Source organism: Streptomyces sp. NBC_01450 (assembly GCF_036227505.1).
Classification (GTDB): domain Bacteria; phylum Actinomycetota; class Actinomycetes; order Streptomycetales; family Streptomycetaceae; genus Streptomyces.
Genome location: NZ_CP109480.1, coordinates 8,294,360 through 8,320,249, shown reverse-complemented (window position 1 = coordinate 8,320,249; position 25,890 = coordinate 8,294,360). Strand labels below are relative to the sequence as shown.

Here is a 25,890-nt window from a genome sequence, read left to right as displayed (position 1 = left end):
CCCACCCGATCACCCGACCGGCTCCCTAGACTTGCGCCTCATGCGAAGCGAGCCCGTGGTCCAGGTCCAGGCCCTGGTGAAGCGGTACGGCACGAAGACCGCGGTGGACGGCCTCGACCTGGTGGCCGAGGCGGGCATCACCGCCGTACTGGGCCCCAACGGGGCGGGCAAGACGACCACGGTCGAGACCTGCGAGGGGTACCGGAAGCCGGATTCCGGCACGGTACGCGTCCTGGGCCTCGACCCGGTGAGACAGTCCGGGCCACTGCACTCCCGCATCGGCGTGATGCTCCAGTCCGGCGGGGTCTACTCCGGCGCCCGCGCCGACGAGATGCTCCGCCATGTGGCGAAGCTCCACGCCCACCCCCTGGACGTGGACGCGCTCATCGAACGGCTCGGCCTCGACAGCTGCGGCCGCACGACCTACCGGCGGCTCTCGGGCGGCCAGCAGCAGCGCCTCGCGCTCGCGATGGCCGTGGTCGGCCGCCCCGAACTGGTCTTCCTCGACGAGCCGACCGCGGGCCTCGACCCGCAGGCCCGCCGCGCCACCTGGGACCTGGTCCGCGATCTGCGCGCCGACGGCGTCTCGGTCATCCTCACCACGCACTACATGGACGAGGCCGAGCAGCTCGCCGACGACGTCGCGATCATCGACGCGGGCAAGGTCATCGCACAGGGCTCCCCCGAGCAGCTGTGCCGCGGCGGTGCCGAGAACACCCTGCGCTTCACCGGCCGTCCAGGACTCGACGTCGGCTCCCTGCTCAAGGCCCTCCCCGCCGACTGCACGGCCGCCGAGCTGACGCCCGGCTCGTACCGGGTGGGCGGCAAGGTCGATCCCCAACTGCTGGCGACGGTCACCTCCTGGTGCGCGCAGCACGGCGTGATGCCGGAGAAGATCTCCGTCGAACGCCACACCCTGGAAGACGTGTTCTTGGAACTCACCGGCAAGGAGCTGCGTTCGTGACCACCGCCGGTACCTACACCCCGAAGCCGGGGGCGGCCCCGCTGCCCCGGATGATCGGCGCGCAGGCCGCGCTCGAGACGAAGATGCTGCTCCGCAACGGCGAGCAGCTCCTCCTCACGGTGATCATCCCGACGCTTCTGCTGGTCCTGTTCAGCTCGGTCGACATCATCGACACCGGCAAGGGCGAGGCGGTCGACTTCCTGGCCCCCGGCATCCTGGCGCTCGCCGTGATGTCGACGGCGTTCACCGGGCAGGCCATCGCCACCGGCTTCGAGCGGCGCTACGGGGTCCTGAAGCGGCTCGCCGCCTCCCCCCTGCCCCGCTGGGGCCTGATGACCGCGAAGACGGCGTCCGTGCTGGTCACGGAGGTCCTCCAGGTCGTCCTGCTGACGGTGATCGCCTTCTCGCTGGGCTGGTCGCCGCACGGCAACCCGTTCGCCGTCGCGCTCCTGCTGATCCTGGGCACGGCCGCCTTCTCGGGCCTGGGCCTGCTGATGGCCGGCACGCTGAAGGCGGAGGCGACGCTCGCCGCCGCGAACCTGGTCTTCCTGCTGCTCCTCGTGGGCGGCGGCGTGATCGTCCCGATGGACAAGTTCCCGACGGGCGCCCAGGACGTGCTCGGTCTGCTGCCCATCTCGGCGCTCTCGGACGGGCTGCGGGACGTGCTCCAGCACGGGGCGGGCATGCCGTGGGGCGACCTCGGGATCCTGGCCGTGTGGGCGGTCGTGGGCCTGGGGGCGGCGGCCAAGTTCTTCCGCTGGGAGTGACCCCCGGGGTACGCCGCCCGAGGCGTGCCGAGGCGGCGATTTGCGTAGGTGCGGGGGCCTCGTGAAGCGGTGCACAAGCGGCGGCCTACGATGGGGCCCGTGCCAAACGTGACCCGAGCCGACGCCGTAGCCTTCGCGCGCAACCCGCTCGCCCTCATCGCCGAACGCTGGACCCCGACCGCCCGGACGGTGCGACGAGCGGCCCTCGCCGCGCTCGTCATGTCGGTGGTCATCGTGGTCACCGGCGGCGCCGTACGGCTGACCGGCTCGGGCCTCGGCTGCCCGACCTGGCCCAAGTGCACCGACGACTCGCTCACCACGACGAGCGCGATGGGCTTCCACGGAGTCATCGAGTTCACCAACCGCATGCTGACCTATGTGCTGTGCGCGGCGGTCGGCTGGGCGATCATCGCCGCGCGCTCCCAGAAGCCGTGGCGGCGCGACCTCACCCGGCTCGGCTGGGCGCAGTTCTGGATCGTCATGGGCAACGCGATCCTCGGCGGCATCGTCGTCCTGGTCGGCCTCAACCCGTACACGGTCGCCGCGCACTTCCTGCTCTCCACTGCGCTCATCACGGTGGCCACGGTGATGTGGCAGCGCACCCGCGAGGGCTCCGCCGAGCCGCGCCCGCTGGTCGGCAAGGCGGTGCAGCAGCTCGTGTGGTGCCTGGTCGTCGCCTCCGTCGTGCTGATCGCGGTGGGCACGGTGGTCACCGGCGCGGGTCCGCACGCGGGCGACTCCAGCGAGGTCGAACGCATGGCCGTCAACTGGGAGACCGTCACCAAGCTGCACGCCGTGCTGGCCTGGATCGTGGTCACGTTGACCTTCGCCCTGTGGTTCGTCCTCAAGGCCGTCGACGCCCCCAAGGGCCCGCTCGACCGCACCCGCGACCTGTTCCTGATCCTGCTCGGCCAGGGTGTCATCGGCTACGTCCAGTACTTCACGGACCTCCCCGAGGCCCTGGTCGGCCTCCACATGTTCGGCGCCTGCCTGGTGTGGATCGGCGTCCTGCGGGTCCTGCTGTCGCTGCGCGAACGCCCTCAGGCGGCGTCGGAACTGCCGGGGGCGGCCGCGGAATCGGCGCTCACGCGCGCGTAGTTCCGTTCGTAGGGGATCCGGCACCGGCTCACTCCACCCCGTACACCCGCCGCGCGTTCCCCGCCGCGATCAGTCCCGCCACCCGCTGCGCGTCCGCCAGCGACCAGGCTCCCTCGGCGACCCAGGCACCCAGCACCCGGGCGAGCGCCTCGCGGAACAGACGCGCGCCGACGACGTGCAGCTCGGGCAGGCCGTGTGCCCCGCTGGAGAACAGGAGCTTGCCGAAGGGGGCCAGCTCCAGGATCTCGGAGAGGACGGCCGCCGCCCGGGCTCCCGTACGCACCAGCGCGGCACCCAGGTCGGCGTAGACGTGCGGGAAGACCCCGGCGAGGTGCGCCGCGTGCCGGTGATACGGGTAGCCGTGCAGAAGGACGAGGTCCGTGCCGAGCCCGGCCGTGGCACGGGCGAAGTCGGTGAGCAGCACGGGGTCGGTGCGGTCGATGCGCAGACCGGGTTCGCCCAGACCGGCGTGGAGCTGGAGGGGCAGGCCCGAGGCGACCGCGATCCACAGCAGGTGGCGCAGCAGGACCGGGTCGCTCAGCGCCCCGCCCACCCGGCGGTCCGCGAGCCAGCGCCCGGCCGCGCCCCGTACCTCTCCCGGTCCGGGCGGCTCGGGCGCGAGCGCCAGACCGTGCCGTCCACCCGCGACCGACGTGAACGCGACGGCGTTCGCGGCGGCTCCGTGGACGGACTCGGCGAGGTTGGCGAGGAAGGACTCGACCGTGCCGGAGGTGTCCGCGACCTGCTCCGCCAGCAGCTCCAGGCGGACGATCTCATGGGCGTGGGCCGCGCCGGTCGAGGCCATCTCACCCGGTCCCGTCAGGTCCCCGGGCAGCCCCGTGTCGACGAGATACGTCGTGATGCCGCTGCCGCGCAGGAGTCTGCGGCCCGACTCCAGGACGCCGAGTTCGCGGCGCCGGGCCAGATAGCGGGCGGGCGGACAGTGCGGTTCCAGGCCGAGCAGGGGCGGGCACCAGCGGCGTACCGCGAAGCCGGTCTGGGTGTCGAAGAAGGTGGTGCCGGGGGCCGGGGGGCCCTCGGTTCTGGCGAGGTGGGCCTCGAAGGTGCCGAGGCCCAGCTCCGTCCTCAGTACGCCGTGGCAGTACTGGTCCACCAGGGATGGCGTTTCGATCATCCGGACTCCCCGCGACTGGACCGTTGCGTTCTTCAGGTCCTAACGGGTGAGGCGGGCGTCAGGTGTTGGTGAAGCGCAAGCCGTACCAACACCTGACGGATGACAGCCGACAGATGACAGCTGACGAATGACAGCCGACGGATGTCGGATGACAAATGACAGATGGCAGATGACGGATATCAACTATCAGGCGACAGATAACAGATATTGTCAGCCGTTACTCGGCGCCCCCAGCTGGATCCCCGCCATCCTCTTCCACTCGTACGGCCCCGTCTTGACCTTCGCCGCGAACTCACCGTCGAACGTCTCGTGAACAGTGATGCCGGCCTTCTTCACGGCCTCTTCGGCGATCACATAGGTGGGCGCCACCAGGTCGCCCCACCCACCGTCCGCGCCGACAAGGACGATCCGGGCGCCGCGCTGCCCGATGTACTCGACGTGCCCCTCGGTCCCGCCGTGCTCCTTGGCGAAGGCGTTGATCCGCTGGGCGAGCTTGGCCGCTTTGCGCTCGGCCTTGACGTCCTGGGCGGCGCCGGTGGTCTCGTCAACCTGCTGCGTGTCTGCCATGGCCAAAATGCTACCGACGGGTAGATCAAACGGCGACGGGCGGGGTACGTGGCTTAGCCCACGTACCCCGCCCGTCAAGGATCAGGGAGTCGTACTAGCGCAGGAAGGGGTCCACCGCGACCGCCACGAACAGGAGCGACACATAGGTGATCGACCAGTGGAACAGCCGCATCTCCTTGAGCTTCCCGCCGGCCACCTCCGCCTTGGCGCGGCTTTGCAGACCGTGCGCCTCCCACAGCCAGAACCCGCCCGCACCGAGCGCGACCAGGGTGTAGAACCAGCCCGTGTAGCCGAGCGGGGTGAGCAGCAGCGAGACCGCGACCATCACCCAGCTGTAGATGACGATCTGACGGGCGACCACCTTGTTGGAGGCGACGACCGGCAGCATCGGCACGCCCACGCGCGCGTAGTCGTCCTTCACCTTCATGGACAGCGGCCAGTAGTGCGGCGGCGTCCAGAAGAACATGACGAGGAAGAGGATGACCGGCGCCCACGACATGGAGTCGGTGACGGACGACCACCCGATGAGCACCGGGAGGCAGCCGGCGATGCCGCCCCAGACGATGTTCTGGGAGGTACGCCGCTTGAGGATCATCGTGTAAACGACGACGTAGAAAAGGAGCGCTCCGAGTGACAGCCAGGCGGACAGCCAGTTGACGGTCAGCCCGAACAGCAGGGTCGAGACCACCGCCAGCGTGATCCCGAAGGCCAGGCACTCACGCGGGCTGACCATGCCGGTGACCAGCGGGCGCTGCGAGGTGCGCTCCATCAGGGCGTCGATGTCGCGGTCGATGTACATGTTCAGCGCGTTGGCGCCGCCCGCCGACAGAAAACCACCGAGGCAGGTGAGCAGGACCAGCTTGAGGTCGGGTACACCCTGCTGCGCCAGGAACATCACCGGAACGGTGGTGATCAGCAGCAGTTCGATGATTCGCGGCTTGGTCAGCGCCACGAACGCCTTGACACGGGCCCCGAACGGCCGGTGGCTTGGGCGGCTGCTCGTCCCGAGCACCCCCGCTGGACGGGATTCGACGGCCGTCACGCACACCCCTGACAGAGACATCCCAGCAAGCCCCCGGGTGTGAACTCCCCGTAAAGGCTCGCGCGTACCACGCCACTGTAGACGTTGCCTATACCTCGGCCTTCGCGGGGGTGGGGTCGTGTTGGCAGCGGCCGCGCCAGGGAGCGGACGGGGCGTGCGCAACGGGCGTGACGAAGCTCGATTGAGCACTCTTACGAGCGGCTCCGTATTCAGTTGCCGAACATGGAACGGACCAGTCGGGAGGCGGATCCCGGAGAGTCCCGGCAGTCTGGAATGACTCGAAAAAACGCACGTACCTACGGGGGTAGGCTCGACAACGGCCGGTGGGCGCCCAGTGCACCGGCAACGACATGCGTGACATGTGGAGAGGAGCCCTGACCCAGGGTGAGCACCAAGCCGACCACCACAGACCTCGAGTGGACCGAGTTGGACCAGCGGGCCGTCGACACCGCCCGCGTCCTGGCCGCCGATGCCGTACAGAAGGTCGGAAACGGCCATCCCGGTACGGCCATGAGTCTGGCGCCTGCCGCGTACACCCTCTTCCAGAAGGTGATGCGGCACGACCCGGCGGATCCCGACTGGACCGGACGCGACCGCTTCGTGCTGTCCGCGGGCCACTCGTCCCTGACCCTCTACACGCAGCTCTACCTGGCCGGGTTCGGCCTCGAGCTGGACGATCTGGAGTCCTTCCGGACGTGGGGCTCCCGCACCCCGGGCCACCCCGAGTACGGACACACCCCCGGCGTGGAGACCACGACCGGCCCGCTCGGGCAGGGTGTCGCGAACGCGGTGGGCATGGCGATGGCCGCCCGCTACGAGCGCGGTCTGTTCGACCCGGACACGGCGCAGGGCGAGTCCCCCTTCGACCACTTCATCTACGCGATCGCCGGTGACGGCTGCCTCCAGGAGGGCATCTCCCACGAGGCGTCCTCCCTCGCCGGTCACCAGAAGCTCGGCAACCTCGTCCTGCTGTGGGACGACAACCACATCTCGATCGAGGGCGACACCGAGACGGCGGTCTCCGAGAACACCGTCGAGCGCTACGAGGCGTACGGCTGGCACGTGCAGCGCGTCGCCCCGAAGCCGGACGGCGACATCGACCCGCACGCCATCTACAACGCGATCGAGGCCGCGAAGAAGGTGACGGACAAGCCGTCGTTCATCGCGATGCGCTCGATCATCGCCTGGCCCGCCCCGCATGCGCAGAACACCGAGGCCGCGCACGGCTCCGCGCTCGGCGAGGACGAGGTCGCGGCCACCAAGCGCGTCCTCGGCTTCGACCCCGAGAAGTCCTTCGACGTCGCCGCCGAGGTCCTCGCGCACACCCGCAAGGCCCTCGACCGCGGCCGTGAGGCGAAGGCCGAGTGGGAGAAGGGCTTCCAGGAGTGGCGCACCGCTCAGCCCGAGCGCGCCGCCGAGTTCGACCGGATCGCCGCGGGCGAGCTGCCGGCCGGCTGGGAGGAGAAGCTCCCGGCGTTCGAGGCGGGCAAGGGTGTCGCCACCCGTGCCGCGTCCGGCAAGGTGCTGCAGGCTCTCGGCGCGGTCATCCCCGAGCTGTGGGGCGGCTCCGCCGACCTCGCGGGCTCGAACAACACCACGATCGACCCGAACTCCTCGTTCCTGCCGGCCGACAACCCGCTGCCGGGCGCGAACCCGTACGGCCGCACGATCCACTTCGGCATCCGCGAGCACTCCATGGCCGCGGAGATGAACGGCATCACCCTGCACGGCAACACCCGTGTCTACGGCGGCACCTTCCTGGTGTTCTCCGACTACATGCGCAACGCCGTGCGTCTGTCCGCTCTGATGCACCTGCCGGTGACGTACGTGTGGACGCACGACTCCATCGGTCTCGGTGAGGACGGCCCGACCCACCAGCCGGTCGAGCACCTGGCCTCGCTGCGCGCCATTCCCGGCCTCAACGTCGTCCGTCCCGCGGACGCCAACGAGACCGCGATCGCCTGGCGCGAGGTCCTGGGGCGCTACACGAAGGTCTTCGGCAAGGGCGCCCCGCACGGCCTCGCGCTGACCCGTCAGGGCGTGCCGACGTACGAGGCCGACGAGAACACGGTCAAGGGCGGTTACGTCCGCTTCGAGGCCGAAGGGCCCGACGGGCAGACCGCGGAGCCGGAGGTCATCCTCATCGCCACCGGTTCCGAAGTGCATGTCGCCGTCGAGGCGCGCGAGCAGCTCCAGGCCGCGGGCGTCCCGACGCGGGTCGTGTCCATGCCCTGCGTGGAGTGGTTCGAGGAGCAGGACCAGGCGTACCGGGACAGCGTCCTGCCGCCGTCGGTGAAGGCGCGCGTCTCGGTCGAGGCCGGTATCGGTCTGACCTGGCACCGGTTCGTCGGGGACGCGGGACGCATTGTTTCGCTGGAGCACTTCGGTGCTTCGGCCGACGGCAAGGTCCTCTTCCGTGAATTCGGCTTCACTGCCGAGAACGTCGCCAATGCCGCCCGGGAATCGATCGCCGCAGCCCAGCGCTGACGCTGAAATACGACACGTAGGAGATGCAATTTCCATGACAGACGCACTCAAGCGCCTCTCCGAGGAAGGCGTCGCGATCTGGCTGGACGACCTGTCGCGCAAGCGGATCACGTCCGGCAATCTCGCCGAACTGATCGACCAGCAGCACGTCGTGGGCGTCACCACCAACCCGTCGATCTTCCAGAAGGCGATCAGCAGCGGCGACGGCTACGAGCAGCAGCTCGCCGATCTCGCCGCCCGCAAGGTCACCGTCGACGAGGCCATCCGCATGATCACGACGGCGGACGTCCGTGACGCCGCCGACATCCTGCGTCCGGTCTTCGACGCGACGCAGGGCCAGGACGGCCGGGTCTCCATCGAGGTCGACCCGCGCCTGGCCCACAACACCACCGCGACCATCGCCGAGGCCAAGCAGCTGGCCTGGCTGGTGGACCGCCCGAACACGCTCATCAAGATCCCGGCGACCAAGGCGGGCCTGCCCGCGATCACCGAGGTCATCGGCAGGGGCATCAGCGTCAACGTCACGCTGATCTTCTCGCTGGAGCGCTACCGCGAGGTCATGGACGCCTACCTGGCGGGCCTGGAGAAGGCGAAGGCCGCGGGCCTGGACCTCTCCAAGATCCACTCGGTGGCGTCCTTCTTCGTGTCCCGCGTGGACACCGAGATCGACAAGCGGCTCGACGCCCTGGGCACCCCCGAGGCCAAGACCGCCCGCGGCAAGGCGGCGCTCGCCAACGCCCGGCTCGCCTACCAGGCGTACGAGGAGGTCTTCTCCTCCGACCGCTGGGCCGCCCTCGACAAGGCGCAGGCCAACAAGCAGCGCCCGTTGTGGGCCTCGACCGGCGTCAAGGACCCGGCGTACAAGGACACCCTGTACGTCGACGATCTGGTGGCGCCGAACACGGTGAACACCATGCCCGAGGCCACCCTGCAGGCCTCCGAGGACCACGGCGAGATCACCGGCAACACCATCGCCGGTACGTACGAGCAGTCCCGCGCCGAGCTCGACGCGGTCGAGAAGCTCGGGATCTCGTACGACGACGTGGTCCAGCTCCTGGAGGACGAGGGCGTCGAGAAGTTCGCGGCGTCCTGGAACGACCTGCTCAAGTCCACAGAGGCGGAACTCAAGCGCCTCGCCCCTTCGGAGGGCTGAAACCTTGTCAAGCAGCAACCCGCTGCGTGACCCCGCAGACCGACGGCTCCCGCGTATCGCGGGGCCGTCGGGCCTGGTCATCTTCGGCGTCACGGGCGATTTGTCACGTAAAAAGCTGATGCCCGCCGTGTACGACCTCGCCAACCGCGGACTGCTGCCGCCGGGCTTCTCGCTCGTCGGCTTCGCCCGCCGCGAGTGGAAGAACGAGGACTTCGCCCAGGTGGTCCACGACGCCGTCAAGGAACACGCCCGTACGGAGTTCCGCGAGGAGGTCTGGCAGCAGCTCATCCAGGGGATGCGCTTCGTCCAGGGCACCTTCGACGACGACGACTCGTTCGAGCGGCTGCGCGCCACGATCGACGAGCTGGACAAGGCGCAGGGCACGGGCGGCAACTTCGCCTTCTACCTCTCCGTGCCGCCGTCCGCCTTCCCGGTGGTCATCCAGCAGCTGAAGAAGCACCACCTGGCCGACCAGTCGAACGGCTCCTGGCGGCGCGCGGTCATCGAGAAGCCCTTCGGTCACGACCTGAAGTCGGCCGAGGAACTCAACGCGATCGTGCACGAGGTCTTCTCCTCGGACCAGGTCTTCCGCATCGACCACTACCTGGGCAAGGAGACCGTTCAGAACATCCTGGCGCTCCGCTTCGCCAACACGATGTTCGAGCCGATCTGGAACCGGTCCTTCGTCGACCACGTGCAGATCACCATGGCGGAGGACATCGGGATCGGCGGCCGGGCCGGTTACTACGACGGCATCGGCGCCGCGCGCGACGTCATCCAGAACCACCTCCTGCAGCTGATGGCCCTGACCGCCATGGAGGAGCCCGCCTCCTTCGACGCGGACGCCCTCGCCGCCGAGAAGACCAAGGTCCTCGGCGCGGTCCGGATCCCCCGGGACCTGGGCCGCGACACCGTCCGCGGGCAGTACGCGGCCGGCTGGCAGGGCGGCGAGAAGGCCGTCGGCTACCTCCAGGAAGACGGCATCGACCCCAAGTCGAAGACCGACACGTACGCGGCCATCAAGGTCGAGGTGGACAACCGCCGCTGGGCGGGCGTCCCCTTCTATCTGCGCACCGGCAAGCGGCTCGGCCGCCGCGTCACCGAGATCGCGGTCGTCTTCCAGCGCGCCCCGCACTCCCCGTTCGATCACACGGCGACGGAGGAGCTGGGCCAGAACGCGATCGTCTTCCGCGTCCAGCCCGACGAGGGCGTCACGGTCCGCTTCGGCTCCAAGGTGCCCGGCACCTCCATGGAGATCCGGGACGTCTCGATGGACTTCGCCTACGGCGAGTCGTTCACCGAGTCGAGCCCGGAGGCGTACGAGCGCCTGATCCTGGACGTCCTGCTGGGCGACTCGAACCTCTTCCCGCGCACGGAGGAGGTCGAGCTGTCCTGGAAGATCCTCGACCCGATCGAGCAGTACTGGGACAAGCACGGCAAGCCCGCGCAGTACCCCTCGGGCACGTGGGGCCCTGTCGAGGCCGACGAAATGCTCGAGCGAGACGGACGGAGCTGGCGTCGCCCATGAAGATAGACCTCACGGACACCACGGCCAGCAAGATCAACAAGGCGCTGGTGCAGGGCCGCCGCGCCATCGGCACCCCCGCCGTCGGCATGGTGCTCACCCTCGTCATCGTCACCGACGAGGAGAACGCCTACGACGCCCTGAAGGCCGCCAACGAGGCGTCCCGCGAGCACCCCTCGCGCACCCTCGTGGTCATCAAGCGCGTCTCCCGCTCGCCCCGCGACCGCACGAAGTCCCGCATCGACGCCGAGGTGCGGGTCGGCGCGGACGCGGGCACCGGCGAGACGGTCGTACTGCGGCTGTACGGCGAGGTCGCCGACCACGCCGACTCGGTCGTCCTGCCGCTGCTGCTGCCGGACGCGCCGGTCGTCGTCTGGTGGCCGGTGGGCGCGCCGCTCGACCCGGCCAACGACCCGCTCGGAAAGCTGGCCCAGCGCCGCGTCACCGACACCTACGCCGCCGAGGCGCCGGTACGCGAGCTCAACGCGCGTGCCGACGCCTACACCCCCGGGGACACCGACCTCTCCTGGACCCGCATCACGCCCTGGCGCTCGATGCTGGCCGCCGCCCTCGACCAGGTCATCTGTGACGTGAGCGCGGTCGAGGTGGAGGGCGAGGAGTTCAACCCGAGCGTGGAGCTGCTCGCCATGTGGCTCGCGGACCGGCTCGACGTCCCCGTCAAGCGGTCCAAGTCCGCCGGCCCCGGCCTCACGGCCGTCCGCCTGGACACGAGCTGCGGCCCGATCGCGCTGGACCGCGCCGACGGCACCCTGGCGACCCTCTCCATCGAGGGCCAGCCCGACCGCGCGGTGGCGCTCAAGCGCCGCGACACCTCGGAGCTGATCGCGGAGGAGCTGCGCCGGCTCGATCCGGACGACACCTACGCGTCGGCGCTACGGTACGGGGTGGACCGGCTGAACGGGTCGGCGGCCGAGGCCGTCGAGGCGGAGCCGGCCACGGCGAACGCGGCCACCAGGACCGCCGCCGCCAAGGCGCCCGCGAAGAAGGCGCCTGCGAAGAAGGCGGCCGCCAAGTGAACACTCCGCAGCTCGTCGTGCACCGCGACAAGGAGCTGATGGCCCAGGCCGCCGCTGCCCGGCTGATCACCAAGATCGTGGACGCGCAGGCCTCGCGCGGCTACGCCTCGGTGGTCCTCACCGGCGGGCGCAACGGCAACGGGCTCCTCGCGGCGCTCGCGACCGCGCCCGCCCGGGACGCCGTCGACTGGGGTCGTATCGACCTGTGGTGGGGCGACGAACGGTTCCTGCCCGAGGGCGACCCGGACCGCAACGACACCCAGGCTCGTGCGGCGCTGCTGGACTCGGTGCCGGTGGACCCCGCGCGGGTCCACTCGATGCCCGCGTCCGACGGTCCGTACGGCACCGACGTGGACGCGGCGGCGGAGGCGTACGCGGCCGAGCTCGCGAAGGCCGCGGGGCCCGAGAACCACGGTTCCGTGCCCACGTTCGACGTCCTGATGCTGGGTGTCGGACCGGACACCCACGTGGCCTCGCTCTTCCCGGAGCTGCCCGCGGTCCGTGAGACGGAGCGGACGGTGGTGGGCGTGCACGGCGCGCCCAAGCCCCCGCCGACCCGGGTCACGCTCACCCTGCCCGCGATCCGCTCCGCCCGCGAGGTCTGGCTGCTGGCTGCGGGCGAGGACAAGGCACAGGCCGCGGCGATCGCCCTCTCGGGCGCGGGCGAGGTGCAGGCCCCGGCGGCCGGCGCCCACGGCCGCTCCCGCACCCTGTGGCTCCTGGACTCGGCGGCGGCCTCCCAACTCCCCCGCTCGCTGTATCCCCCGGCTTCGGCCTGAGCCGTGGTTCGCGCGGTTCCCCGCGCCCCTGAAAAGGGGCGCGGGGAACCGCGCGGTCTTTTTTGGCGGGGGTCTGGGGGCGCGGCCCCCGGGAACGGGACGGGACGGGCAGGAGCGGCGGGGCGAGAAAGCCCCTCACTTCACCGACCCGGCCATCACCCCCTGCACGAAGTGCCGCTGGAAGGCGAAGAACACCGCCACCGGAACGATCAGCGACAGAAACGCCCCCGGTGCCAGTACATCGATGTTGCTGCCGAACTGCCGTATCTGGGACTGGAGTTCGACCGTCAACGGCTGCGAGGAACTGTCGGCGAACAGCAGGGCGACCAGCATGTCGTTCCACACCCACAGGAACTGGAAGATGGCCAGGCTCGCGATGGCCGGACGTCCGACCGGCAGCACCAGCCGGGTGAAGATGCGCCACTCGCTGCCTCCGTCCATCCGGGCGGCCTCCAGCATCTCCTTCGGCATCTCCGCGAAATAGTTGCGCAGCAGGAAGATGGCGAACGGCAGCCCATAGGAGACGTGGAAGAGCACGACACCGGGAATCGTGCCGAACAACCCCAGCGCGCCGAAGAGTTTGGCGACCGGCAGCAGCCCGATCTGAACCGGCACCACCAACAACGCCACCACGACAAGGAAGATCGTGTCCCGGAAGGGGAACTCCAGCCAGGCGAAGGCGTATCCGGCGAGGGCCGCGATCACCACGACGAGGACGGTGGCCGGCACGGAGATCAGCACGGTGTTCCAGAACGCCCGTGTCATCCCCGCATTGCCCAGGAGGGCGGAGTAGTTGTCGAAGGAGAGCTGACCGGGGCTGGTCAGCACCGTCCACCAGCCTCCTTCGGCGGTGTCCCGCGCCGAGCGCATCGAGGAGAGGAAGAGCCCTGCGAGCGGGGTGACCCAGACCAGGCCGACGACCACCAGGAACGCCTGCACCAGGCCGTTGCCGAGCCCCCGCCTGAGCGCGTTCATCGTTGACTCCTTCTAAAGCGGCGGACGTTGAAGACCATGGCGGGGACGACCAGGAGCAGGAGGAGCACACCGAGTGCGCTGCCCAGGCCCTGGTTGTTGCCTCCGCCGAAGGACACCAGCCACATCTGGGTGGCCAGCACGGTGGCGTCCTCCTGCACGGGGCCGGGCGCGATGATGTAGACGAGGTCGAAGACCTTCATCACGTTGATCACGAGCGTGACGAAGACCACGGTGAGCACGGGTGCCAGCAGCGGCACGGTGATCCGGCGGAAGATCTGCCACTCGTTGGCGCCGTCCATCCGGGCCGCCTCCAGCGCGTCGCGCGGCAGGGCGGCGAGTCCGGCGCCGATCAGCACCATGGCGAAGCCGGTCCAGATCCACAGGTACGCGCCGATGATGGCGGGGGTGACCAGCGCCGGACCGAGCCAGGACACACCCTCGTACGGCGGGCTGAAGTTCGACGCGGGCAGCCGCACGGTGTACGAGCCGGAGTCCAGCCCGGGGAAGCGGAAGGAGCCGTCGGCCGCGGTGGTCGTGCTCGCGACCGTCTTCCCGTCGCGCGCCGCCTCGACCTTCATCTCGGGCAGTCCGCTCTCCCCGCGGTCGACCCGGCCCTGTTTCCCTCCCCCGCCGGGTGTGAAGTCCAGGTAGACGACACCGCGCAGCTCGTCCCGGGCCGCCTTCTGCCCTGCGGCCGTGTAGGCGGGCTTCGCCTCCTTCGGCAGGTCCTTGGGCAGGACGCCGACGAGGCCGAGGCCGACCGTGTGGCCGGGCGAGGCGGAGGCGGTCGTACGGTACGAGCCGTCGGCGCCCTTGGTGAGGCCTCGGCCGTCGCGGGTGCGGGCGGTCGGATAGGACGAGGTTCCCTCGAACGCGTCGTGGACGCCGACCACGGCGGCGTTCAGGACACCCTTGTCGGGGTCCTCGTCGTACGCGAGCCGGAAGATGATGCCGGCGGCCAGGAAGGAGACCGCCATGGGCATGAACAGCAGCAGCTTGAACGCGGTGGCCCAGCGGATCTTCTCGACCAGGACGGCGAGCACCAGGCCGAGTCCGGTGAGCAGCGTCGGCGCGACGACGACCCAGATGGCGCTGTTGCGTACGGCCTTGAGCGTGGCCGGGTCGCGGAACATCTCGGTGTAGTTGTCGCCGCCCACGAACCGGCTGCCGGAGGCGTCGAAGAAGCTGCGCCCCACGGAGAAGACCACGGGGTAGACGACGAGCGCGCCGAGCAGGAGCAGGGCGGGGAGGACGAAGACGAGGGCGACGATCCGGCCGCGGCGTCTGGCGCGCCGTCTGTGGTCGGCCATGCCGGCGGCCGGAGGGCTCGCCTCTTTCACGAGGGTGGCGGTCATGGCGATCAGCCCTGGTACGCCTTGGCCGCGGCCTTCTCCAGTTCGGCCGCGGTCGCCTTCGGGTCCGAGGGGTCACGGAGGAAGTCCTGGAGGATCTTCCACTCGCCGGCGCCCTTGGTGCCGCCGAACGCGGCGGGGGCCTGGTCGGACATGTCGAAGCGGACCGAATCCCCGGCGGCGACCAGGGACTTGGCGGTCTCACGGGCGATGTCGTCGCTGTAGGAGGCGAGGTCGAGCTTCTTGTTCGGGGAGAGGAAGCCACCCGCCCCGGCCCAGACGGCGGCCGCTTCGGGGGTCGCCAGGTACTCCAGGAACGTCATGGCGGCCTTCTGGTTCTTGCCGTCCTTGAGGACCACGGCCGCGTCGCCGCCGCTGACCACCGGCGCCTTGCCGCCGTCGACCGCGGGGAAGGGGAAGAAGTTCGCGTCCTGGCCGATCTTCTTGCCGAACTGGTCCTTGGCGACCCCGGCGACGAAGTCGCCCTCGTAGACCATGCCCGCCTCGGGCTTGGGCCCGAAGACCTTCTCGACGGAGCCGGGGAAGTCCGTGTTCAGGGCCCCCTTCTGCCCGCCGGCCATCAGTTGCTTGTCCTTGAAGAGCTCGCCGAGGGTGGTGAGCGCCTCGACCACGGTCGGGTCGGTCCACTTCAGCCGGTGGGCGGCCAGGGCGTCGTACTTCTCGGGGCCCGCCTGGGAGAGGTAGATGTTCTCGAACCAGTCGGTGAGGGTCCAGCCGTCCTGTCCGGCGACGGAGAAGGCGGCGAGACCCGAGTCGGAGACGGTGTGTCCGGCCTTCAGCATGGCGTCGTACGTGGTCGGCGGCTTGACACCCGCCTGGTCGAGCGCGGCGGGGCTGTACCAGACGGTCGACTTGTGGGCGGCCTTGAAGTACAGGCCGTACAGGGTGTCGCCGACGCTGCCGTACTTCTTCCAGACGCTCGCGTAGTTGGTGTCGACGGACTGCTCGGTGGTCTTGGAGAGCGGCTTGAGCCAGCCCTCCTTCGCGAACTGCTGGAGGACGCCGACCTGCGGGACCATCACCACGTCGGGGGCGTTGCCGCCCTCGATCTTGCTGCCGACGACCGTGGAGACGTTGTCGCCGGTGGAGACGAACTGGGTCTTGGCGCCCGTCTTCGCGGTGAAGGCGTCCAGGACCTTCTGGAAGTTCTTCTGCTCGCTGCCGGACCAGACACCGGCCACGGTGATCGTCTGGCCGCTGAGCGACTTACCGCCGCCTCCGGCGGCCACGGGCCCGCCTCCGCAGGCGGTGGCGCCGAGGGCCAGGGCGAGGGCGGTGCAGCTCGCGAGCAGGGTCGTACGTCGTCGCATCATCGTTGATGTCCCTTTCAGGGCAGGGGAATTGACGGAAACCAGAGGAATCGACGGAAACCGGGGGAACGGAAAGCAGAGGAGGGGACGGTCAGGGATTCGTGCAGTCGCTGATCCACCAGGCGGCCGTCGAGCCGGGCAGGACGCCGGCCGGACAGGGGCCGCTGGACAGCAAGGGGGTGCCGGAGACCGGTGCGGGCGTCGGGGCCGCGTCGAAGTTGACCGCGCACACCAGGCCGTCGCCGCGGACGAAGGCGAGGACGCCGGGCGGCGCCTCAAGCCAGCGCAGCGCGCCCTCGCCCAACTGCGGGAGCCCGGCACGCAGTTGGAGCCCGTCGCGGTAGAGGTGCCAGAAGGAACGGGTGTCGGCGAGCGCGCGGTCGGTGGCGTACTCGGCGAAGTAGGCGGGCTGCGGCAGCCACGGCTTGGCGCTCTCCGCGCCCGAGGTGAAGCCGAACGGCGAGGTGTGCCCGGACCAGGGCAGCGGCACCCGGCAGCCGTCGCGGATACGGGCGCGGCTTCCCGTACGGCGGAAGATCGGGTCCGTCAGCACGTCGTCGGGCAGGTCGACGACCTCGGGCAGCCCGAGCTCCTCGCCCTGGTAGATGTACGCGGCTCCGGGCAGCGCCAGCATCAGCAGTGCGGCGGCGCGGGCACGGACCGTACCGAGGCCGCTGCCCTCGGTGCCGAGCTCGCCGTAGCGGGTGACGGTGCGGACCTGGTCGTGGTTGTTGAGGACCCAGGTGACCGTCGATCCCGTGCCGGCTATGTCCTGCATGGCCTCGGAAATGACCTTGCGGAAGGCGTCGGCGTCCCAGGGCGCGCTGAGCAGGTCGAAGAAGAAGGCCTGGTGGAGCTCGTCCGGGCGTACGTACTGGGCGTGTTCGCGGGCCGTCGGTACCGAGACCTCGCCGACCAGCAGCCGGTCGCGGCCGTCGCGCCCGGTGTACTCCTCGCAGACGGACCGCCAGTGGCGCCACACGTCGTGCACCTCGGGCCGGTTCCAGGCGAGCGGGTTGACCGAGTCGCGGGTGCGGGCGTCGGCCTCCGGGTCGGGCGAGTCCGGCAGGCCGGGGTGCTTGAAGAGACCGGCGGCGACGTCGATGCGGAAGCCGTCGACGCCCCGGTCGAGCCAGAACCGCAGCACGTGGTCGAAGTGCGCGCCGACCTCGGGGTTGCGCCAGTTCAGGTCGGGCTGCTCGGACGTGAACATGTGCAGGTACCACTGGCCGGGGTTGCCGTCCGCCTCGGTGACGCGGGACCAGGCGGGTCCGCCGAACATGGCGTGCCAGTTGTTGGGCGGCTCGGCGCCATACGGGCCGCGTCCGTCGGCGAAGTGGAAGCGGGCACGGGCCGGGCTGCCCGGCTCCGCCGCGAGCGCGGTACGGAACCACGGGTGCTCACTGGAGCAGTGGTTGGGGACGATGTCCAGGAGCACCTTGACGCCGAGGCGGCGGGCGTCGGTCATCAGCAGGTCGAACTCGGCGAGGTCGCCGAAGAGCGGGTCCACGTCGCAGTAGTCGGCGACGTCGTAGCCGTGGTCGTGCTGCGGCGAGGGGTAGAAGGGGCTCAGCCAGATGCCGTCGACACCGAGCTTCTTGAGGTACGGCATGCCCGCGCGAACCCCGGCGAGATCGCCGATGCCGTCACCGGTGCTGTCCAGGAAGCTGCGGACGTACACCTGGTAGATCACTGCGTCGCGCCACCAGCGGTGCGTGTTGAGGGTCACCCGTTGGACCTGTCTGTGCGTGCCTGTGGTTATGCATGCATGTTAGGTAGGCGTGTCGCGCGAGTGTCAACGAGTAGGCAGCACGAACCGGGAAGTTGGGAAGTTATATGCGGACTTTTCGGGCGCGGAACCCGGAGATGGGATGCTCCCGTTACCTAACAAGTAACTATCAGCGGGCCAACCAGGGCACCGCCGGGGTGCTACCGGCGCGCTACCGGCGTGAGATGGCCGCCAGCTCGCGCGCCAGCCGCCGTACCGCCGCGGAAGGCGTCTCGTGCCCCGTCATCGCGTCGTGGACCACGGCCTGCACGACCAGGCTGACCTGGTCGTAACGCGGGCTCTTGGGGCGCGGGGCGGCCGCGAGGACGCTGGCGCGCAGCGTGGGCAGATAGGGGAACTCCCGGATCAGCTCCGGGTCCTGGTACAGCGCCGCCCGTACGGGTGGCAGCGCACCCTTGGTCAGGACCTGGCGCTGCGCCCGCTCGGTCGTGAGGTACGCGATCAGGCGCGCGGCCGAATCGGGGTGCCGCGCATGCGTGTTGACGGCCAGGTTGGAGCCGCCCAGCACGCTCGTGCCCGGTCCGTCGGGTCCGGGCAGGGGGACCGCGCCGACCTTCCCGGCGACCGCCGATCCCTTGCCTGAAGCACCGACGTAGGCGTAGGGCCAGTTGCGCAGGAAGAGGAGGTGGCCGTCCTGGAAGGCCTGTTTCGACTCCTCTTCCTTGTACGTCAGCGCCTTCTTCGGAATCCAGCCGTCACGTACGCCGTCGGCGAGGAACCCGATGCCCTCTCGGGCCGCCTCGGAGTTCACGGTGACGCGCTCGCCCTCGTCGCCGAGGATCGTGCCGCCCGCCGAGTAGACCGCCTCCGCCGCGTTCACGGTGAGACCCTCGTAGGGCAGGAACTGGCCGGCGTAACCGTCGAGTCCGTACTTCGGGGCGATGGTTCTCGCCTGTCGCTCCAGCTCGGCCCAGGTCCGCGGCGGCGCGACGCCCTCCTTGGCGAGGACGTCCTCGCGGTACAGGAGGAGTCCCGCGTTGGTGACATACGGGACCGCGTACAGCCTTCCGTCGTACGTCGCCGTGTCCACGACCGGCGGCAGGAAACTGTGGAGCGGGAAGCGGCCGGGGTCCAGCGGGGAGATCCAGCCCGCGGCGGCGAACTCCGAGGTCCAGGCGACGTCGATGTTGAGGACGTCGAAGCGGCTTCTGCCGCCGCCGCGCAGGTCGGTCGTCATCTGCGCGTGCGTCTCGTCGGCGGAGTCCGGGAGTTCGACGAGGGTCACCTTCTCGCCGGGGTGGGTACGGTTCCACCCTTCGAGCAGTGGCCCCAGATAGCCGGTGAGATCGCCCGCGGTCGCCAGGGTGAGCGGGCCGCGACCGGCGCCGTGCGCCCCGTCGGCGGGGGTGCCGGAGGCGACGTAACCGGTCAGGACCACCGCTGTGACCAGGAGGCCCCTACCGGCGGCACGTATCCACCGCATAGGTTCCTCCCTGTACACCGGCGTCGGGCACCTTCGCCCGACGTCAGTGGCCATGTATACCTGTTAGGTATGGGCGATACTAGGGCCTGCGACACATTGGTCTCCGGCCACATCGACCGGGCGACGACCTGACATCGGTGCGCGGCACATAACGAGGATGCGGGGAGGAGAGCACGGGTGCGGCTGCCCCTCCTGGCCCTGCTGGCGCGAGGCCCGGCCCACGGGTACGAGCTCAAGCAGGACCTTGAGCAACTGCTGGGCTCCGCGTACCCTCAGCCCAACGTCGGCCAGATCTACGTCACGCTCGGCCGCCTCGAGAAGACGGGACTGATCGAGGGCGAGGAAGTCGAACAGTCGAGCCGACCCAACAAGAAGATCTACCACCTCACCGACGCCGGGCGCGAGGCGCTGCAGGCCTGGTACCAGGAGACGGCGGACGAGCCCCGGGTACGGGACGAGTTCTTCATGAAACTCGCACTCGCCCCGACGACCGGCCTGGCCGACCAGATCGCCCTGATCAACAGGCAGCGGCGGCAGTATCTGAACACCATGCGCAACCTGTCGAAGCTCGCCGCGGCCGAGGACCGGGACAACCGCATCTCCCAGTTGCTGATCGAGGGCGCCATGCTGCACCTGCAGGCCGATCTTGACTGGCTGGAGCGCTGCCAGGAGGAACTGGAGGAGCTGGAATGAGCCACACCGGTCCTTTGCTGCGCGCCGAGGGCCTGGTCAAGACCCACTACGGCGAGGGCGCCCCTGCGTATGCCGTACGCGGAGTGGATCTTGCCGTGCGCCAGGGCGAGTTCGTGGCCGTCACCGGCCCGTCCGGCGCCGGCAAGTCGACGCTGCTGCACCTCCTCGGCGGCCTCCAGCGGCCCGACTCCGGCAGCGTCTGGCTGGACGCCGAATGCACGGACGGGTACAGCGAGGCGCGCTGGGCGGTGGAACGGCGACGGCGCATCGGCATCGTCTTCCAGTTCTTCAACCTGGTCTCCAATCTGTCGGTCGCCGACAACGTGGAGCTGCCCGCCCTGCTCGCCGGGGTCTCCCCCCGGCAGGCGCGCGCCGAGCGCGAGCGGCTGCTGTCCGAGCTGGGCCTGGAGGGCAAGGGGCGGAGCATGCCGGGTGAGCTGTCCGGCGGCGAACAGCAGCGCGTCGCCCTGGCCCGGGCGCTGGTCAACCATCCGCCCCTGCTGCTGGCCGACGAACCCGCGGGCAGCCTGGACAGCAAGGGCACCCGCGAGGTGATGCGGCTGCTGTCCCGCTTCCACCAGCGCGGTCAGACCATCGTGCTCGTCACCCACGACGCCCGGCTCGCCAGCGCCGCGGACCGCGTGATCAGCTTCTTCGACGGCCGCATCGCCGACGACGCGGAACTCGACGGCACGCCGTCGCGCGGCGCCGGGATATCCGGTGTGCTGGAACTGAGGGACTGAGCGGCGTGCGGGCCACTCTGCGCTGGGCGCATGCCGATCTGCGCACGCATCGGGGCGAGGCGCTGTTCATCGTGCTCGCCACCGCGGGGATCGTCGCCTCGCTGCTGCTCGCCGCGGCACTCTTCGGATACGCGACGAACCCCTGGCAGCGCGTCTTCACCCAGTCGCGCGGCGCCCATGTGTGGATCCACACCGGCGCGTCCGCCGACGCCGGGCAGCTCGCGCGGCTGGACGGCGTCGAGTCCGTGGCGGGTCCGTACCGCACCGCGTCCGCCACCGTCGAGTCACGCGGCACCCGTGCCTATGTCGAGCTGCGCGGCGCCGTCGAGCCGCCCGCCACCGGTCGGCCGCTGCTCGTCTCCGGTCACTGGCTCGACCAGGACCGGCCCGACGGAGTCGTCCTGGAGGACAGCCTCGCCCGTGCGCTGTGGGCCGAGCCCGGGGACACACTCACCGTGCCCGGCACCGCACGCACCCTGACCGTCCTGGGCGTGGCCGACAGCGCCGAGCCCCGCTACCGCCCCGGCGAGCGGTCGGGGGTCGTCTGGGCACTGCCCTCCGCGGTGCGAGGCGCGGACGGACGTACGGGCCAGGTCATCGGTCTGCGTCTGACCGATCCCGGCGACACGGACTACGCCGTGCAGCGCGCGGTGACGGCGCTCGGCTCCGGCGCGGTCACCCAGGTGTCGAACTGGCAGCAGGCCCGCGCCGAGGCCCAGGGCGACAACCGGCTGCTGGGACAGGTCCTTGGCCTGTTCGGCCTCGGCGCGCTCCTCGCCGCCGCGCTCGCCGTGTACGGCGCGATCGGCACCCGTATCCGCGGCCATCTGCGAGACATCTCGGTACTGAAGGCGATCGGGTTCACGCCCGCCCAGGTGGTACGCATCTTCCTGATCCAGCACGTGGTGTACGCGTCGCTGGGCGCCCTGGTCGCCGCCACGCTCACCCAGGCGCTGGGGAGCCGGATCCCCGGCCGCCTGGGCGACGCCTTGGGCGTCTGGCAGGGACTGCCCGGGCACACCGCGGCACTGTTGGCGGTACCGGTGGCCGCGGTGCTCTTCATCGGCGCGACGACCGGGATCGCGGCGTGGCGGGCGGGCCGGGTGCCCCCCGTGCCGGTGCTGCGGGCCGCGGCACCGCCGGCCGGCCGCCTGTCGGGCGTGGCCCGCCGGGCGCTCGGACTGCGGCTGCCCCCCGCGCTCGTGCTGGGCTGGCACCAGGCGTTCCCGCGGCGGCCGCGCTCGCTGGCCACGGTCGCCCGGCTCGCCCTGCCCCTGCTGCTGATCGTGGTCGCGCTGAGCGCCTGGACCACCATCGACCGCTTCCACAGCGAACCCGAGCGGATCGGTCTCGCGGCCGCGCTCACGGCGCACCCGGACGAGAGTCTCGGCGATCCGGCGGCCCGCGCCCTGCTCGCCCGGAACGCACAGGTCACCGCCGTGCACCCGGGCGCCGAGGTGGCCGCTCTGGTTCCGGGCCAGACGGCGACGATCGCACTGCGCGGACTCGGTACGCACCGGGACCCGTACCCGTTCGCGCTGGCCGAGGGCCGCCCGGCCCGCGGGCCCGACGAGGCGGTGGCCGGTCAGGGGCTGCTCGACCTGCTGGACGTGCGCGTCGGGGACTGGGTGCGGATGACCGTCGGCGCGCGCCCGCAGATCCTGCACATCGTCGGCCGCAGCATCGAGCCGGAGAACGGCGGCCGCGTCATCTCCACCTCGCTCGACACCCTGCGCGAGAACGACCCGGAGCTCCGCCCGACTCTCTACCAGCTCCAGTTGCGCCCCGGCGCCGACCCGGGCAAGGTCGCCGCCGAGCTGACCGCGGCCGGGCACGGGCACCTGGACGTGCACGCCGTGACCAACCCGGCCGACGGCCTCTCGCCGCTGCGTGGCGTCGTCATCGGGCTGATCGCCGTGCTGGCCCTCATCGGGCTCATCGAGCTGCTGACCGCGATCGGCGGCACCGTGCGCGAGGGCGAGCGGGACCTGCTGGCGCTCAAGGCCATCGGGCTGTCCCCGCGGCAGATCACGGCGGTCACCGTCACGGGCACCGCCTGTACCGCGCTGGCAGCGGTCCTCGCGGGTACGGCGCTGGGGCTGCCTCTGGCGCACTGGCTGATCGACGCCCAGGGGAAGTCGAGTGGGATCGGCGCCGGTATCGCCGGGGGGCCGTCCCCCCTCCTGCTGTCGCTGTTCGGTCTGGCCGCGGTCCTGGGTGCCGCCGCCCTCGCCGCGTTCCCCGCGGGCCGCGCCGCCCGACGCCGCCTCGCGGACACCCTGAGCGCGGTGGCCTGAGCCCGAGCCTGCGAGCGCCGTCAGAACCCGTGCGGGTCGTGTTGGTTGTACGGGTTCCGCGGTCCTTGGTGGTACGGGTTCCGCGGCCCCGGCGCATAGAGGTTGTCCTGGTTGTACGTGTACGCCGGACCCGGCCCGTACGGGTTGCCCCGCGGCGGCACATACCCGGCCCCCGGCGCGTACGTGGGCCGCGGCGGCGGCACCGACGCCGGATGCGCCCTCAGCCGTATCCCGTGCCGCCTGCGCAACCGGTACATCTCCAGCGCGGCGATCCCCGTGACCGTCACCGGCGCCCCCAGAATGAAGACGAACCCCATCCCAAGACTGAGCCCGTGCAGATCTCCCGTGGCGAGGTCCGGAATGGCCATCAGCCACGTCGTCACGGTGGCGAGCAACGGCGGCAGACAGCGATGCACCGCGGCCGTACCGAAGAAGTTGCCGGACACCTTCACCGCACCCGAGCCGACGAACCCGGTCAGCCAGAGCGCCACCAGCCCCAGCACCAGGGCGAACCACCCGGCCCCGGCCGCGAGCCACCACATCATCACCGTCAGGACGATGGACCCGACGAAGGCCAGCAGCAGCTTGAACGAGTTGCCGAGCGGCACCCGCAGCTGGCGAACCGTCCCGGTGCGCCGCCAGACGAAGAGCATCGCCCCGACGGTCAACGGCGTGATGAACAGCAGTACGGCGGACGCCGTCAGCATGTTCTGCAGCATCTCCGTGAAGGCGAACCCGCCTTCCACGAAGGTGTAGACACCGACCGCCGCGACGGCCCCGGCGATCACCCGAACCCGCTTGAGCCGCTCCACCCCCGGATCGACCGCCTCCGGGATCCACGCCGGATGGAACACCGCCTCCGCCACCCGCTTCGGCCTCAGAAACGACCTCGCCGTCAGCGTGCCACCCGTCCAACTTCCTTGCGAACCAGCCAACTTCCGCTCCCCCGAGCCTTCTCCTGCGTGATCGCCCGGGAGTCTACGGGAAGCGGACGGACTCCCGCCGCCCGCTTTCCGTGACCCTCGCGCGCCCGCGTCTAGCGGCCGCGCAGCTCCCGGTACTTGGCGACCAGCGCCTTCGTGGACTCGTCCAGGCCCGGCACCTGAGCCCCCTCGGTCAGCGCGGGTTCGACGCGCTTGGCGAGGACCTTGCCGAGCTCGACACCCCACTGGTCGAAGGAGTCGATGTTCCAGATCGCGCCCTGGACGAACACCTTGTGCTCGTAGAGGGCGACCAGCTGGCCGAGCACCGACGGCGACAGCTCCCTGGCGAGGACGGTGGTCGTCGGGTGGTTGCCCTTGAACGTCTTGTGCGGCACCAGTTCCTCGGGCACGCCCTCGGCGCGCACCTCGTCCGGCGTCTTGCCGAAGGCGAGGGCCTGGGTCTGCGCGAAGAAGTTCGCCATCAGCAGGTCGTGCTGGGCGACCAGGCCCGGCAGCAGATCGGCGACCGGCTCGGCGAATCCGATGAAGTCCGCCGGGATCAGCTTCGTGCCCTGGTGAATGAGCTGGTAGTACGCGTGCTGCCCGTTGGTGCCGGGCGTCCCCCACACGACCGGGCCGGTCTCCCACTCCACCTCGTGCCCGTCGCGCTCCACGGACTTGCCGTTGGACTCCATGTCCAGCTGCTGCAGATACGCCGTGAACTTCGAAAGATAGTGCGAGTACGGCAGCACCGCGTGCGACTGGGCATCGTGGAAGTTGCCGTACCAGACGCCCAACAGGCCCATCAGCAGCGGCACATTGGTCTCGGCGGGCGCGGTGCGGAAGTGCTCGTCGACGAGGTGGAACCCGTCGAGCATCTCCCGGAAGCGGTCCGGCCCGATCGCGATCATCAGGGACAGGCCGATCGCCGAGTCGTACGAGTACCGTCCGCCGACCCAGTCCCAGAACTCGAACATGTTGGCCGTGTCGATGCCGAAGTCGGCGACCTTCTCGGCGTTGGTCGACAGCGCCACGAAGTGCTTGGCCACGGCCTCCTGACCGGCCTTCAGCTCGGTCAGCAGCCAGTTGCGCGCGGAGGTCGCGTTGGTGATCGTCTCGATCGTGGTGAACGTCTTCGAGGCGATGACGAAGAGCGTCTGCGCGGGGTCCAGGTCACGGACGGCCTCGTGCAGGTCGGCGCCGTCCACGTTCGACACGAAGCGGACCGTGAGGTCGCGGTCGGTGAACGAGCGCAGCACCTCGTACGCCATCGCCGGACCGAGGTCGGAGCCGCCGATGCCGATGTTCACGACGTTCTTGATGCGCTTGCCGGTGTGGCCGGTCCACTCGCCGGAGCGGACCCGCTCGGAGAAGGCGGCCATCTTGTCGAGCACGGCGTGCACGGCCGGGACGACGTTCTCCCCGTCCACCTCGATCACCGCGTCGCGCGGGGCCCGCAGCGCGGTGTGCAGCACGGCCCGGTTCTCGGTGACGTTGATCTTCTCGCCACGGAACATCGCGTCCCGCAGCCCGAAGACGTCGGTCGCCGCGGCCAGCTCCCGCAGCAGCCGCAGTGTCTCGTCGGTGACCAAGTGCTTGGAGTAGTCGACGTGCAGATCGCCGACCTGGAGGGTGTACCCCGTTCCGCGCCCGGGGTCGGTTGCGAACAGGTCCCGCAGATGGGTCTCGGCGAGCTCCTCGCGGTGCTTGGCCAGAGCGGTCCACTCGGGCGTCTGGTTGAGCCTGGCACGGCTGTCTGCGTTCATTTCTGGCTTCCGCCTTCTTTCCTGCGTGTGCTGCTGCTTGCCTC

At 70.3% G+C, this 25,890-nt stretch carries 21 protein-coding genes; 11 read left to right on the top strand and 10 right to left on the bottom strand.

Annotation, left to right across the window (positions count from 1 at the left end; genetic code table 11):
- The first annotated feature begins 40 nt into the window (after window positions 1–40).
- The 3 genes from OG568_RS36910 (at window position 41) to OG568_RS36900 (ending at window position 2,829) form a co-directional block, all read left to right on the top strand.
- Window positions 41–964 carry an ABC transporter ATP-binding protein gene (locus OG568_RS36910; protein ID WP_266581756.1) on the top strand — a complete coding sequence of 308 codons (924 nt, stop codon included), beginning with the start codon at window positions 41–43 and terminating at the stop codon, window positions 962–964.
- Between the two features lie 50 nt (window positions 965–1,014).
- Entirely contained in the window at window positions 1,015–1,731 is a 717-nt protein-coding gene (locus OG568_RS36905; protein ID WP_329536560.1) for an ABC transporter permease, read from the top strand.
- A gap of 90 nt (window positions 1,732–1,821) precedes the next feature.
- On the top strand, window positions 1,822–2,829 hold the full coding sequence (locus OG568_RS36900; RefSeq protein ID WP_329534677.1) for a COX15/CtaA family protein: 1,008 nt from the start codon (window positions 1,822–1,824) through the stop codon (window positions 2,827–2,829).
- Between the two features lie 28 nt (window positions 2,830–2,857).
- Here OG568_RS36900 and OG568_RS36895 read toward each other — a convergent pair whose 3' ends face one another.
- The 3 genes from OG568_RS36895 to OG568_RS36885 all read right to left on the bottom strand — a co-directional run bounded on the left by OG568_RS36895 (window position 2,858) and on the right by OG568_RS36885 (window position 5,579).
- Window positions 2,858–3,964 (bottom strand): amidohydrolase family protein, encoded by a 1,107-nt coding sequence (locus tag OG568_RS36895; RefSeq protein WP_266415287.1) that lies wholly within the window; start codon window positions 3,962–3,964, stop codon window positions 2,858–2,860.
- Window positions 3,965–4,174: 210 nt separating this feature from the next.
- Window positions 4,175–4,531: a hypothetical protein gene (locus OG568_RS36890; protein ID WP_329534676.1), complete on the bottom strand. Its 357-nt coding sequence runs from the start codon at window positions 4,529–4,531 to the stop codon at window positions 4,175–4,177.
- A gap of 94 nt (window positions 4,532–4,625) precedes the next feature.
- The gene (locus OG568_RS36885; RefSeq protein WP_329536559.1) at window positions 4,626–5,579 is read right to left on the bottom strand and encodes a heme o synthase; all 954 of its coding nucleotides are present in this window, start codon (window positions 5,577–5,579) and stop codon (window positions 4,626–4,628) included.
- 378 nt (window positions 5,580–5,957) lie between these two features.
- Here OG568_RS36885 and tkt point away from each other — a divergent pair, with 378 nt between their 5' ends.
- The 5 genes from tkt to pgl are packed head-to-tail and all read left to right on the top strand — an operon-like array spanning window position 5,958 to window position 12,554.
- The gene (gene tkt, locus OG568_RS36880; RefSeq protein ID WP_329534675.1) at window positions 5,958–8,060 is read left to right on the top strand and encodes a transketolase; all 2,103 of its coding nucleotides are present in this window, start codon (window positions 5,958–5,960) and stop codon (window positions 8,058–8,060) included.
- 34 nt (window positions 8,061–8,094) lie between these two features.
- On the top strand, window positions 8,095–9,213 hold the full coding sequence (tal, locus tag OG568_RS36875) for a transaldolase (RefSeq protein WP_329534674.1): 1,119 nt from the start codon (window positions 8,095–8,097) through the stop codon (window positions 9,211–9,213).
- Window positions 9,214–9,217: 4 nt separating this feature from the next.
- Window positions 9,218–10,741: a glucose-6-phosphate dehydrogenase gene (zwf, locus tag OG568_RS36870; protein WP_329534673.1), complete on the top strand. Its 1,524-nt coding sequence runs from the start codon at window positions 9,218–9,220 to the stop codon at window positions 10,739–10,741.
- Window positions 10,738–11,775, top strand: coding sequence for a glucose-6-phosphate dehydrogenase assembly protein OpcA (opcA, locus tag OG568_RS36865; RefSeq protein WP_329534672.1), 1,038 nt, complete (start codon window positions 10,738–10,740; stop codon window positions 11,773–11,775). Before zwf ends, opcA begins: the two co-directional genes overlap by 4 nt.
- A complete protein-coding gene (pgl, locus tag OG568_RS36860; RefSeq protein ID WP_329534671.1) occupies window positions 11,772–12,554 on the top strand; it encodes a 6-phosphogluconolactonase in 783 nt (260 codons plus the stop codon). Before opcA ends, pgl begins: the two co-directional genes overlap by 4 nt.
- A 135-nt stretch (window positions 12,555–12,689) precedes the next feature.
- Here the strand turns inward: pgl and OG568_RS36855 are convergent, their stop codons facing one another.
- The 5 genes from OG568_RS36855 to OG568_RS36835 all read right to left on the bottom strand — a co-directional run bounded on the left by OG568_RS36855 (window position 12,690) and on the right by OG568_RS36835 (window position 19,424).
- A complete protein-coding gene (locus tag OG568_RS36855; protein ID WP_266415271.1) occupies window positions 12,690–13,529 on the bottom strand; it encodes a carbohydrate ABC transporter permease in 840 nt (279 codons plus the stop codon).
- Window positions 13,526–14,884 carry an ABC transporter permease gene (locus tag OG568_RS36850; protein WP_329534670.1) on the bottom strand — a complete coding sequence of 453 codons (1,359 nt, stop codon included), beginning with the start codon at window positions 14,882–14,884 and terminating at the stop codon, window positions 13,526–13,528. Before OG568_RS36850 ends, OG568_RS36855 begins: the two co-directional genes overlap by 4 nt.
- A 5-nt stretch (window positions 14,885–14,889) precedes the next feature.
- Window positions 14,890–16,215, bottom strand: a complete 1,326-nt coding sequence (locus tag OG568_RS36845) for an ABC transporter substrate-binding protein (RefSeq protein WP_329534669.1) — start codon at window positions 16,213–16,215, stop codon at window positions 14,890–14,892.
- Window positions 16,216–16,303: 88 nt separating this feature from the next.
- Complete coding sequence (locus tag OG568_RS36840) at window positions 16,304–17,941, bottom strand: glycoside hydrolase family 13 protein (RefSeq protein ID WP_329534668.1); 1,638 nt, start codon at window positions 17,939–17,941, stop codon at window positions 16,304–16,306.
- Between the two features lie 211 nt (window positions 17,942–18,152).
- Window positions 18,153–19,424, bottom strand: coding sequence for an ABC transporter substrate-binding protein (locus tag OG568_RS36835; RefSeq protein ID WP_266581776.1), 1,272 nt, complete (start codon window positions 19,422–19,424; stop codon window positions 18,153–18,155).
- Window positions 19,425–19,601: 177 nt separating this feature from the next.
- Between OG568_RS36835 and OG568_RS36830 the strand changes: the two genes are divergently transcribed.
- From OG568_RS36830 to OG568_RS36820, 3 genes are read left to right on the top strand one after another with little or no spacing between them, the layout of a single operon-like run.
- Window positions 19,602–20,117, top strand: a complete 516-nt coding sequence (locus OG568_RS36830) for a PadR family transcriptional regulator (protein ID WP_266415262.1) — start codon at window positions 19,602–19,604, stop codon at window positions 20,115–20,117.
- Window positions 20,114–20,860 (top strand): ABC transporter ATP-binding protein, encoded by a 747-nt coding sequence (locus OG568_RS36825; protein ID WP_329534667.1) that lies wholly within the window; start codon window positions 20,114–20,116, stop codon window positions 20,858–20,860. The genes OG568_RS36830 and OG568_RS36825 overlap by 4 nt, the downstream gene beginning before the upstream one ends.
- A gap of 5 nt (window positions 20,861–20,865) precedes the next feature.
- The gene (locus OG568_RS36820; RefSeq protein WP_329534666.1) at window positions 20,866–23,157 is read left to right on the top strand and encodes an ABC transporter permease; all 2,292 of its coding nucleotides are present in this window, start codon (window positions 20,866–20,868) and stop codon (window positions 23,155–23,157) included.
- 20 nt (window positions 23,158–23,177) lie between these two features.
- Here OG568_RS36820 and OG568_RS36815 read toward each other — a convergent pair whose 3' ends face one another.
- Window positions 23,178–24,092 (bottom strand): hypothetical protein, encoded by a 915-nt coding sequence (locus tag OG568_RS36815; protein WP_329534665.1) that lies wholly within the window; start codon window positions 24,090–24,092, stop codon window positions 23,178–23,180.
- 101 nt (window positions 24,093–24,193) lie between these two features.
- Entirely contained in the window at window positions 24,194–25,846 is a 1,653-nt protein-coding gene (pgi, locus tag OG568_RS36810; protein WP_266581784.1) for a glucose-6-phosphate isomerase, read from the bottom strand.
- Window positions 25,847–25,890: the final 44 nt, after the last annotated feature.

Bases quoted from the DNA above. Each gene is read 5' to 3' on its own strand.
- OG568_RS36905 (WP_329536560.1), top strand. From the start codon at position 1,015: ATGATCGGCGCGCAGGCCGCGCTCGAGACGAAGATGCTGCTCCGCAAC.
- opcA (WP_329534672.1), top strand. From the start codon at position 10,738: ATGAAGATAGACCTCACGGACACCACGGCCAGCAAGATCAACAAGGCG.
- OG568_RS36835 (WP_266581776.1), bottom strand. From the start codon at position 19,424: ATGCGGTGGATACGTGCCGCCGGTAGGGGCCTCCTGGTCACAGCGGTG.
- OG568_RS36910 (WP_266581756.1), top strand. From the start codon at position 41: ATGCGAAGCGAGCCCGTGGTCCAGGTCCAGGCCCTGGTGAAGCGGTAC.
- tal (WP_329534674.1), top strand. From the start codon at position 8,095: ATGACAGACGCACTCAAGCGCCTCTCCGAGGAAGGCGTCGCGATCTGG.
- OG568_RS36825 (WP_329534667.1), top strand. From the start codon at position 20,114: ATGAGCCACACCGGTCCTTTGCTGCGCGCCGAGGGCCTGGTCAAGACC.
- OG568_RS36855 (WP_266415271.1), bottom strand. From the start codon at position 13,529: ATGAACGCGCTCAGGCGGGGGCTCGGCAACGGCCTGGTGCAGGCGTTC.
- OG568_RS36895 (WP_266415287.1), bottom strand. From the start codon at position 3,964: ATGATCGAAACGCCATCCCTGGTGGACCAGTACTGCCACGGCGTACTG.
- pgi (WP_266581784.1), bottom strand. From the start codon at position 25,846: ATGAACGCAGACAGCCGTGCCAGGCTCAACCAGACGCCCGAGTGGACC.
- OG568_RS36890 (WP_329534676.1), bottom strand. From the start codon at position 4,531: ATGGCAGACACGCAGCAGGTTGACGAGACCACCGGCGCCGCCCAGGAC.
- OG568_RS36850 (WP_329534670.1), bottom strand. From the start codon at position 14,884: ATGACCGCCACCCTCGTGAAAGAGGCGAGCCCTCCGGCCGCCGGCATG.
- OG568_RS36845 (WP_329534669.1), bottom strand. From the start codon at position 16,215: ATGATGCGACGACGTACGACCCTGCTCGCGAGCTGCACCGCCCTCGCC.
- OG568_RS36900 (WP_329534677.1), top strand. From the start codon at position 1,822: ATGGGGCCCGTGCCAAACGTGACCCGAGCCGACGCCGTAGCCTTCGCG.